The organism is Nostoc sp. NMS2 (genome assembly GCF_017115105.1).
GTDB lineage: Bacteria > Cyanobacteriota > Cyanobacteriia > Cyanobacteriales > Nostocaceae > Nostoc.
In genome coordinates, this window is sequence record NZ_JABXKH010000183.1 from 18372 (window position 1) to 29327 (window position 10956).

Annotated in this window: 8 protein-coding genes; all 8 read left to right on the forward strand. The window is 42.1% G+C overall.

The window, feature by feature from the left end:
- The first annotated feature begins 53 nt into the window (after positions 1-53).
- Positions 54-1889, forward strand: coding sequence for a tryptophan 7-halogenase (locus HWQ36_RS34260; RefSeq protein WP_292711655.1), 1836 nt, complete (start codon positions 54-56; stop codon positions 1887-1889).
- 223 nt (positions 1890-2112) lie between these two features.
- Positions 2113-3942, forward strand: coding sequence for a tryptophan 7-halogenase (locus tag HWQ36_RS34265; protein WP_292711658.1), 1830 nt, complete (start codon positions 2113-2115; stop codon positions 3940-3942).
- 193 nt (positions 3943-4135) lie between these two features.
- Complete coding sequence (locus HWQ36_RS34270) at positions 4136-5503, forward strand: aldehyde dehydrogenase (RefSeq protein ID WP_292711661.1); 1368 nt, start codon at positions 4136-4138, stop codon at positions 5501-5503.
- A gap of 412 nt (positions 5504-5915) precedes the next feature.
- Complete coding sequence (locus tag HWQ36_RS34275; protein ID WP_292711664.1) at positions 5916-7325, forward strand: carotenoid oxygenase family protein; 1410 nt, start codon at positions 5916-5918, stop codon at positions 7323-7325.
- A gap of 116 nt (positions 7326-7441) precedes the next feature.
- On the forward strand, positions 7442-8647 hold the full coding sequence (locus tag HWQ36_RS34280; protein WP_292711667.1) for an NAD(P)/FAD-dependent oxidoreductase: 1206 nt from the start codon (positions 7442-7444) through the stop codon (positions 8645-8647).
- 35 nt (positions 8648-8682) lie between these two features.
- Positions 8683-8994 carry a Mo-dependent nitrogenase C-terminal domain-containing protein gene (locus HWQ36_RS34285; RefSeq protein ID WP_292711676.1) on the forward strand — a complete coding sequence of 104 codons (312 nt, stop codon included), beginning with the start codon at positions 8683-8685 and terminating at the stop codon, positions 8992-8994.
- 32 nt (positions 8995-9026) lie between these two features.
- Entirely contained in the window at positions 9027-9959 is a 933-nt protein-coding gene (locus tag HWQ36_RS34290; protein WP_292711679.1) for a DUF1702 family protein, read from the forward strand.
- Positions 9960-10048: 89 nt separating this feature from the next.
- The coding region (locus HWQ36_RS34295) for a DUF1702 family protein (RefSeq protein ID WP_292711670.1) at positions 10049-10956 on the forward strand (908 nt) is incomplete at its 3' end.

The following is a 10956-nucleotide window of genomic DNA, read 5'->3' on the forward strand; positions in this document are numbered from 1 at the left end:
ATTTTCACCAAGAGTTATTTGACTAACCGCAACTTGTAACTACGGAAAAGCCAATGTTGACGAACAATACTCAATCTCAAACTTACGATGTTGTGATTATGGGTGCTGGAATGGCTGGAATCTGCCAAGCTCGACACCTACTGCTGAATATTCCCGACATTAAGATTGCCTTAGTCGATCCTCGTTCTGAAGAACGGGCTGACAAGGATATGAAGGTTGGTGAATCAACCGTCGAAATCTCCACTCTGATGATTTGTAAGGAGTTGGGACTTTATGATTATATGATTGAAAATCATCCACCCAAGTTTGGCTTGAATTTTCATTGGCCCAAAGACCCAGCCCAAACCGAAAACACAGATGACTATTATCATCTCTGGGCTACTCGCCAGCCGCCCCTAGCTTCTATTCTGATTCATCGCGCCAAGTTTGAGCGGGATGTCCTGAAAATGAATCAGGAAATGGGGGTTGAATTTTACAACGGTCGAGTTGTGGATGTTGACTTTACCTCTGGCGATGAGCTAAATACTGTACAAGTCAAACTGGGCGATCGCCAATTGGAACTAAAGGCTAAACACGTCATTGATGCTGCTGGCCGCAAGTTCATCATCGGTCGCAAGACAGACAATTTGGTTTTTGGGGCAGAAAACCTTTATGGTGTCAATAATGGTTCCGCATGGATGCGAGTCAGAAATGTCGATCGCACTATTTTCCATAGTGGTTATGACCCTGCAAATGCTACATGCAGCCATTACTATGCGACAAATCACTGGATGGGTCAGGGACATTGGGTGTGGATGATCCCGACGGATACCCAAAGCATGGAATTGTCTATTGGGCTAGTTCACCACCATGAGGTCATACCTGCTCAAAGCGTTAATACCAAGGAAAAGTTCTTTGCTTTTCTAGAGGCTAATCACAATGTTGTCTATCAATTGCTCAAGAGCGGGGAGGAGGTTGATTTTCATTACCTACCAAGGCTAGCGCATAAGAGTAAGCAGATGTACTCCAGAGATAACTGGTATGTTATTGGTGATGCAGCAGCCATGTTTGATCCCTTTTACTCGATGGGGATGACAATGATGTCCTTTCAAATCGAGAACGTCACAGAAATCATCCGGGCAAAATTTGCAGGTGAAGCTGATGCAGAGAAGAAGCGGGTGGTCTACAATAACTTTGCTGTGAATATGATTGCTCGGAATAATCACCTCGTTAGCCACCATGAAAAACAACTCGGTAACGCTAGCATCATGAGTTGGCGGATGTTCCTAGAGAATATGTGGTGGTTCGGGATACTCATCCCGATGTATATAGGCAAGTGGCATTTAGATTTGCCCTTCCTCCAAAAGTTTGGCAAACAAGGACGTGGTGCAGTCGTAGCCGAAACTTTGGAAGAAGCCTATAAGCTCTTTGACCAGCTAGTGGAGAAAAAGCAGAATTTGGGATTTATGTATACTCATCGTCTGGATGAATTGCCTTTTGGGTATTCCATCACTAAGGATGTTAGCAAGTACATAGGTCTCAGTAAATACGAGCCTAAACACTGCAACATCTATGCAGAGATGAGAAACACCTATTTCTTTGTTGCTTTATGGTATCTGAAGTTTTTGTGGAAGGGATTTGGTTTACCAGGTTTGTTAGCACCAAAGAATGTTAAACGAGTTTTGACCTTGCTGAAAGTATCTGCTCAATCCTACGTAGATGAGTTGGTTTATGAGTATCAAACCAGAAAAATTCCCACCAACACAGCAGTTGCAAAGCAAAGAGAAGAGTTCAAAACCTATGAACCCCGAATTGAACTCCAGCCTTGGGAGAATCTGGCAACTGTAGATGCCAATGATAATGGCAAGCAGGTGTCGATAATTCCAGAATTAGCTGAAGTTGGTAACTAACTTCTAGCTTGCGATTCAACAGTGTACATATTGTTAGGAATCGGGGATTCTGTTTCAAATACTCTACCTAGTAGATCAAGGCGTAAATAAGCCCACTATTTACAACCTTACAAAAGCCCAGAATCAAAGTCTTTTAACTTCCGCCTTGCGGTACTAGCTGAATCACCGCCCTCTTCCAAAATAATTCCTTACCCAACTAAACCTTTTAGTCAGAGTCAAGAAAATGACAATTAACAATACTCAATCTCAAGTCTACGATGTTGTAATTATGGGTGCTGGCATCGGCGGAGTCTGTCAGGCTCGACACCTGCTGCTGAATGTTCCCAACATCAAGATTGCCTTAATTGATCCCCGTCCTGAAGAACGCACTGATCGGGATATGAAGGTTGGTGAATCAACTGTTGAAATCTCCACTCTGATGATTTGTAAGGAGTTGGGACTTTATGATTACATGATTGAAAATCACCCACCGAAGTTTGGCTTAAATTTTCACTGGGCTAAAGAAGCAGGAAAAACTGAAACCACAGAAGACTACTATCATATCTGGACTGTTAAACAACCCCCTCTAGCTTCCGTACTAATCAACCGCCCTAAATTTGAGCGGGATCTCCTGAAAATGAATCAGCAGATGGGGGCTGAATTTTATAACGGTCGAGTCGTGGATGTGGATCTCCCCTCTGGCGATGAACTGAACACTGTACATGTCAAAATGGGCGATCGCCATTTAGAATTAAAAGCCAAGCATGTGATTGATTCTGCGGGTCGCAAGTTCCTAATTGGCCGTAAGAAGGACAATGTGATCACTGGGCCAGAAAACCTCTATGGTATCAACAATGGTTCAGTATGGATGCGAGTCAGAAACGTCGATCGCAGTATTTTCCATAGTGGTTATGACCCTGATGTTTGTACATGCAGTCACTACTATGCAGCGAATCACTGGATGGGTCATGGACATTGGGTATGGATGTTACCAACTGACACCCAAAACATGGAATTGTCCATTGGACTACTCTACCACCATGACATTATTTCCCCTAATACCGTTAATAACAAAGAAAAGTTTTATGCTTTTCTAGAAGCTAATCACAATGTTGTTTATCGCTTACTCAAGAGTGGAGAAGAAGTTGACTTCCATCACTGGCCAAAGATAGCGCATAAGAGTAAGCAGATGTACTCCCAAGATAACTGGTACATAATTGGTGATGCCGCAGCTATTTTTGATCCTTTCTATTCTCAAGGACTAACAATGATGTCCTTTCAAATTGAAAGTGTCACAGAAATTATCCGTGCGAAGTTAGCAGGTGAGGCTAATGCCCAAGAAAAATGCGCTTTATACAACAGATTTGCTTTGAATATGGTTGATCGCACCAATGTTTTGGTCAGCCGTCATGAAAAGCAAATTGGTGACGCTAGTATCATGACTTGGCGCATGTACCTAGAGAATATCTGGTGGTTCAAAATGCTGATTCCTATGTTTGTAGGTAAATGGCATTTAGATGTAGATTTCCTCAAAAATGTTGTGGCTAAACCAGGTCGTTTATACGTCGTCCAAATCATGAATGCGGTGTATGAACATCTTGATGAACTGGTAGAGCGTAAGGCCAATATAGGATTTTTACATACCCACATCGCAGATCAATTGCCCTTTGGTTTTACCATGAGCAATGATTTCGATAACTTCTTGCACTTGACTAAGTATGAACCTCAACGAGCTAACATTTATGTTTCGATCCAATGGTCTCACTTCTTTGTTGCTCTTTGGTATCTGAAGTTCTTGTGGAAAGCTTATGGTTTGAAGGGAGTTTTAGCGCCGCGTAATCTTAAACACGTCTTTGCTTTGTTCAAAGCATTTGTTGACGCTGCTTGGGATCACTTGATATTTCGGATTAAAACCAGAAATATCCCAGGTAACAGTATCATCGCTAATATCAGAAAAGATTTCCAGAATTATCGTTCTCCAGCCAAGTTAGAACCTTGGACGAAAGAGGTGACAGAACCATCAAACGATCAAGTTACTACTCAAAATCGGGAATTGGTGAAAGCGGAGGTTTAAGAGTAACCAAAGTTTTGGTGATCAAGAGATCAAAGGGAAGGTTTTCTAAAAGCTCTGATCGGAGCATCTTATATTCAAAAAAAATAAATAGTTGCTCAATTCCAGAGACTTTCAAGATTTCCTTCTCCTTTCTTAGATGTATGCAGATGAAGCAATTTTACCCAATTTGATATATTATTAGGAGAGATTTATTATGCTCGCACAACCCCCAGTAAAAATTAGGAATATTCTTGAAGAGCAAAAACAGTTTTTTCGGACTGGGAAAACTAAAGATGTAGATTTTAGGATTGCCCAATTGCAAAAATTAAAGCAAGCAATAACTGCAAACCAACCGAATATTTTTAAAGCTTTAAAGGCTGATTTAAATAAGTCTGGTTTTGATGCTTACTTTGAAATCATCGGTATTATCAAGGAAATTGATTATGCTCTCAAGCAGATTAAAAATTGGGTAAAACCACAAAAAGTTGCCACTCCGTACCATCAGTTTCCTGCGTCAACTCACATTTATGCTGAACCTTTTGGAGTGACTTTAATTATCGGCCCTTGGAATTATCCATTCAACCTGGTAATGACTCCTTTAATTGGAGCGATCGCATCTGGCAATTGTGCTGTTTTGAAACCTTCTGAAATATCTGCTCAATCCTCCGTTGTGATTGCTGAAATTATCAGTAAAACATTTGAATCTGGTTTTATTAAGGTTATTGAAGGTGGTGTAGAAGTCACTCAAGAACTTTTGGCAGAAAAATTTGATCATATATTTTTTACTGGCGGCACAGAAGTTGGTAAAATTGTTATGTCGGCTGCTGCTAAATATCTGACTCCAGTTACTCTCGAACTAGGTGGTAAAAGCCCTTGTATTGTTGATGAAAACACTCATTTAGAGTATACTGCTAAACGGATTGTCTGGGGAAAATTCATCAATGCTGGACAAACTTGCACTGCTCCCGATTATCTGCTTGTGCATAAAAACATTAAAGCAAGGCTGTTAAATAAGATTGAAAAATATATCAAAGAATTCTATGGCTATGTGCCATTAGACAGTCCAAATTATTCCAGAATAATTAACCAAAAACATTTTTTTAGACTTGTTAGTTTCCTAAAATATGGGACAATTATAGTAGGAGGAAATACTGATCTTGAAGACCTCTACATTGCTCCCACTGTTATCGATAAAGTCTCTTGGGGAGACAAAATCATGCAAGAAGAGATTTTTGGGCCGATTCTTCCTGTGATTGAGTATACAGATATAGATGAAGCGATCGCCATCATTAACGAAAAACCAAAACCCTTAGCTCTTTACTTCTTTTCTAATAATAAACAACATCAAACTAAGGTATTGCAGTCAACTACATCAGGTGGCGTTTGTATTAATGATACAGTCATGCATTTAACTATTCCTTCCTTACCTTTTGGAGGAGTTGGTGAAAGTGGTATGGGTCGTTATCATGGTAAAGCTGGGTTTGAAAACTTTTCTTATCAAAGAAGTGTATTAAATAAGTCTTTTCTCTTCGATTTAAAATGGAGATATTATTCTACTTCCCAAGGTGTGAAAAAGCGCTAAGTAAGTCGGTGGAAATAAACCAAACTATGTCACGAAACGTAAATAGGCTTGAAACCCTTACCAATGACAAATGACCAAGGACAAATGACAGCCTTCGCCAATTATCTTTAATTTCGCCGACTTACTTAATTGCAGAATAGAATTAATAGCATTTCTGTACTTTTGTTTTGCTAAATTGCAAGTTGCAAAGGGAGCATCCCAATTTTGCCAAAAGACACAGGACTGGCACAAAAAACCTGTACAAACCTCTTCCCTTTGCGTTCTTGGCGGACTTGGCGGTTCGTTATTTCATTCTCGTTCTAAGTCCAAACACCGTATAAAAATAAACTTGCATATTTGGGATGCTCCCAGTTGCAAACTGAATAATTCTCAAAAAATTTACGATTGATTTAAGTTTACAAAGAGAACAAAAATGGTAACAACAACAGTCAGTCCTTATCTGCAAGAAAACTTTGCTCCAGTACAACAAGAGATCACCAGTGATGAACTCGTAGTAATCGGTGAATTACCTGCTGATTTATCTGGAATGTTTGTCCGCAATGGCCCAAATCCCAAATTTGCTCCCATTGGCGATCATCAGTGGTTTGATGGCGATGGGATGTTACATGGGGTGCAAATCGACAACGGTAAAGCTTCCTATCGCAATCGCTACGTGCAAACTAGAGCTTTAAAGATGGAGGTAGAAGCAGGGCGATCGCTTTGGAAAGGCCCAACTGAACCACCTAATTTTGATCTTCCTCATAATAATCTGTTTGGGCCTTTCAAAAACACTGCCAATACTGCCTTAGTCTGGCATGGTGGAAGACTTTTAGCTCTTTGGGAAGGAGCAGAACCATACGAAATTGCAGTACTGAACTTAGAGACAGTTGGGCCATACAACTATCAAGGTAAATTGGCATCTCGGTTTACAGCCCATCCCAAAATCGATCCCGAAACTGGCGAAATGATGTTCTACGGTTACGCCGTCACTTCAGAACCATATTTGCAATATAGCGTTGTGTCACCCCAAGGAGAGCTAACAAAAACCGTTACCATTGACATCCCTGCACCAGTGATGATGCACGACTTCGCCATCACTGAAAACTATACTATCTTCATGTATCTGCCCTTAACTTTTAGCATGGAAAGAATCATGCGAGGGGAATCAGCTTACTTATTTGAGTCCGATGTTGCTAGTCGCTTTGGCATTCTGACTCGTCATGGAGATAACAGCAATATTCGCTGGTTTGAGGCTCTTTCTTGCTATATTTTTCATACTGTCAATGCCTATGAAGTGGGAGAAGAAATCGTCCTAATCGCCTCTCGGATGAGTGGCACAACATGTCTTGACATCCCTGCTAAATTCAAGGATACTAATGATGATCGACCAAGGCTATACCGCTTACGTTTCAATCTCCGCACAGGTGCAGTCAGAGAAGAAGCATTAGATGATGTAGCATCAGATTTTCCCAGTTTAAATCCGCAAAGATTGGGACGGCAATGCAGATATGCTTATACAGCAAAAATGGCAACTGGGCAAAGGCCAGCATTTAGCTTTGATGGATTGCTGAAATACGACTTTACAAATAACTCCTCCCAAGTGTACGAATTGGGAGTGGGTCGTTATGGTGGCGAAGCAGTTTTTGTGACTCGCCCTAATAGTAATGCTGAGGATGATGGCTGGTTAATTACCTTCGTTTATGACAGTACAACCCAAGCCTCGGAATTGCTGGTGTTAAATGCCCAGGATCTAACTACTGAACCTATAGCTAGAGTGCTGATCCCGCAGCGAGTTCCTTATGGTTTTCACGGTATTTGGATTCCAGAAGCATCTTTAAGCTAAACACAAATATTTAGTCAATCAATTTTAAATTGGGAAATTCTCCAATTTAAAATCCAAAATCCAAAATCCAAAATGGTATCAGATACTTTCACAAGAGAAAGTCATGAAGGAAGAATATGGTGAACAAGGTATATGACGTTATTGTTGTCGGTGCTGGGCCAGCCGGAATAACTGCGGCGAATTTGCTAGCCAGGAAGGGATGGGAAACTCTGATCGTTGACCGAGGGCTTCAACAAAAGCTGCAACTCCCAGAAACTTTTTATGGTATCAGTCGTGACCTGTTGACACGGCTGGATATTGAGAAAGAAATCGGCATTGCGATCGCTGCACCCAAGCCGATCCGCCTCGTTTCAGCCAGTGATAATTTTATCTACCACATTGGCATTGAACCGAACGAAGGCACTAGTAGCCATTATGGCATGAGCCTAAATCGGGAAATCCTAGAAAAAGTTTTGATAGAACGTGCTGTGGGACGGGGTGCTACTTACCTACCAACTGCGATCGTCAAAGACTTTATCTTTGCAGATGACCAAGTTACAGGTATCAAGTGTCGCACCCCTGATGAAGATATTGAATATAGTGCCAGAGTAGTGATCGACACTAGAGGACAGGAAACACCGCTGATAAATCGCTTGGGATCAAACAGCAAAGAGAAAAACCAGGATAACCATATCGCAGTTTTTTCCCAATTTACTGGATCTAGTTTCACTGAAGTTATTCCTGATAACGGCATTTTAGCCGTCACTTTAGATCGTGGTTATGTTTTAGCTATGCCCATTGCTGACAAGCAAGTCAGCATTATGGCTGTTCTAGAAAGAGAAAAAGATAGCCCCAATCATCATAATTGGGACAAAATATTTCAGGAAGCTGTCGGCAATTGGAAACCACTAGCCCAGGCTATTCAAACAGCCGAAAAAGTCACTCCCACATCGCCAGTCATGAATCATAACTGGGAATATGAAAGATTTTCTGGCAATGGATTTTTAGTGGTGGGAGATGCAGTAGCATTTCTCGATCCTTTCTCTTGCAATGGCATGGCAATTGGCATGAATAGTGGAGAAATTGCTGCTGATTTTGCCACCAAAAGTCTGGCGCAGGGTAATGGATGTTGGGAAGCGGAAAATTTGTCTATTTACGATCAACAAATTCGCACTCTGATTAACAAGTGGAAGCGAGTCTGGGGGATTGAAAACCTCAGCTTATCAAGTATGGACTTATTGAAGCAGTCTCTTAAGCTGCTGAGTCAACTCCAATTTCTCAAGCTAGGAGCGCTAAACGAAAACTGGAAGCAGAATAGCCTTGCTTTTGCTAGCATAACTTGAGTTTTGGTTTGCTAATTACTTCCTCACCAAAACCGATCAACGTCAATAATTCAAGTCAACTTCAGATGATGATCAAGCAATTAATTGACTTACTACAGCTAAATTTACTATGGCCAATCCGACAAAAGCTGGATGCCATCGAAATTAATAATCTCAAACTAGCGCAATTCTTATGCAGAGTGATCCCAGCAAGTTGTCCCTTTGAAAGAGATATCCAATTGTTCGGTAACTTGATCGCTCGCATTCCCCCCTTGTGTAAGCTCAATCCCCTCTATGACCAGTTGGTGGGGTTGCGGTTTCGCGCTCTTTGTTACCTCGTCCAGAATCAACCTTCTGCCACGGCTTGAAATAGTAAAAAACAACAATTCAAATTAGGAAAATCAAAGTGACCCAAGATATCATATCCGAAACAAGAAGACTACGTGGAGTTCCCCCTTTACCGTCCGAGGTAGCGCAACGTCTTAGCAAAATACATAGCACGTACAGTCAAGGCTACCAAGTGGCAACTACCACTGACGAACTAGAGGCAATTCTTCCTAAACTAAATGCAGTTCCAGTAGACTTGCTGGGATTTGCCTTGGAGGGGGTAGGCACTGGTTTAGCGCAACGCGATGTCCTTGCACCTACCGAACAGAACCGAGTAGAGGCTTTTGTCAAAGGTTCTGGGGCCGCTTATGAGAACTTTGTGTATGTAGGTTTAGGTTTGATGCTGGGCAGAAAAAAGCTGCCTATCGAACCTTATTTAAAATCACTTAGCCTCACCAAGAGTTGGCTAGTACTTGACGGCTATGGCTTTCAACATGGTTTTACCCACTGGCAAGATTATCTCCAAGGTCAACCCATACCTGAAGCACTTTCTGGCTATGCTTGCGAAGTTTTCGATCAAGGAATGGGACGGAGTATTTGGTTTATTGACGGTACTGATGTGACTCGCATTCCGCAGACGATCGCTGCTTTTCCAACAGAAAGACAGCTCAACCTTTGGGGAGGAGTTGGTTACGCTTGTGCTTATGCTGGCGGTGTAGAACGGCCAACTTTGGAAGCTTTAAAAATAGCAGCGGGATCTTATCATCCGATTTTGGCTCAAGCAGCCGCAATAGCTGCCAAGTCTCGTCAACTAATTGGCAACCCAGCCGTTTATACGGAATTAGCTTGTGAAGTTATCTGCGGGATGGGAGCTGAAGCAGCAGCAAAGACTGTAGACAAAATGTTAGACAGCCCTTTCACCACAATAGATACACCAGACCAGAAAAACTGGCAATCTTACCGCATACATCTGTTACGTCAGAGCAGAATTGCCCTACTAGCTTGAAACTGGGGCATTGGGCATGGATTTTTTCATGATTGATTGACTGACTGGAAAATAGGCAAAAGGTAAAAGATTTAAACAGGAGAATCAAAATGGTACAGACAGAACAGACAGTAGAGAAGACACAAAAGGATCAAATGGACCCTTGGCTAGCTTCATTACTGAAGGCGAGAGAGCAACGTGGCATTCAGGCACTTGATCCAGCAACAAAGCAGCGATTTGTCAAGGTAAGGCGGGCTGTGTTGGGTATCAACGAGTTAGTTGCTACTGGTGAAGAACCAAAAGCAATTTTAGCTAAATTGCAGACAATGGAGCCTGAATTACTCGGATTTGCCCTAGAGGGAGTTGGCATGGCACTTGCTAAACAGGATCTAGGTACACCTGGGGAATTCAATCGAGTAGAGGCTTTTACCGCAGGTACGAGTGTAGCTTACCAACTTATGGTGTTCTTGGGGGTAGGTGCGTTGTTGGCGACGGATCGGCTACCACTAGAGCCATTCATTACATCCTACTTAGAGCCATTTAATCCTTTACGTGTGTGGGCGATCGCAGATGGCTATGGCTTTCAATCTGGTATGCTTCACTGGCAAGACTTTCTCTATGGTCAACCAAGACCTGAATACTTCTCTGGTTATACTAGTCGCATTTTTGACCAAGGATTAGGTCGGAGTATTTGGTTGATAGACGCTGGTGATGTCACTCATATCCAACAAACGATCGCTACTTTCTCGAAGAGCAGACAGCCGGATCTGTGGTGTGGTATTGGCTATGTATGCAGTTCTATTGGTGGTGTACAACGTGAAACTCTAGAAGCTTTAGGAGCCGCCGCCGGAGCTTATCTGCCAGCCTTAGCACAAGGAGCAGCTTGTGCGGCTAAGTTCCGCAGAATACTAGGTACACCAGCAGCCCACGTAGAATTAGCCGATGCAATTCTATCGGAATTAGGGTTCTTGTCAGCTTTTGGTGATGATGAAAGGTTACGCGCTTTAAGGCAGAAGGC

Excerpts from the sequence above, each read along its gene's own strand:
- HWQ36_RS34280 (WP_292711667.1), top strand. The coding sequence starts at position 7,442 with ATGGTGAACAAGGTATATGACGTTATTGTTGTCGGTGCTGGGCCAGCC.
- HWQ36_RS34275 (WP_292711664.1), top strand. The coding sequence starts at position 5,916 with ATGGTAACAACAACAGTCAGTCCTTATCTGCAAGAAAACTTTGCTCCA.
- HWQ36_RS34265 (WP_292711658.1), top strand. The coding sequence starts at position 2,113 with ATGACAATTAACAATACTCAATCTCAAGTCTACGATGTTGTAATTATG.
- HWQ36_RS34260 (WP_292711655.1), top strand. The coding sequence starts at position 54 with ATGTTGACGAACAATACTCAATCTCAAACTTACGATGTTGTGATTATG.
- HWQ36_RS34270 (WP_292711661.1), top strand. The coding sequence starts at position 4,136 with ATGCTCGCACAACCCCCAGTAAAAATTAGGAATATTCTTGAAGAGCAA.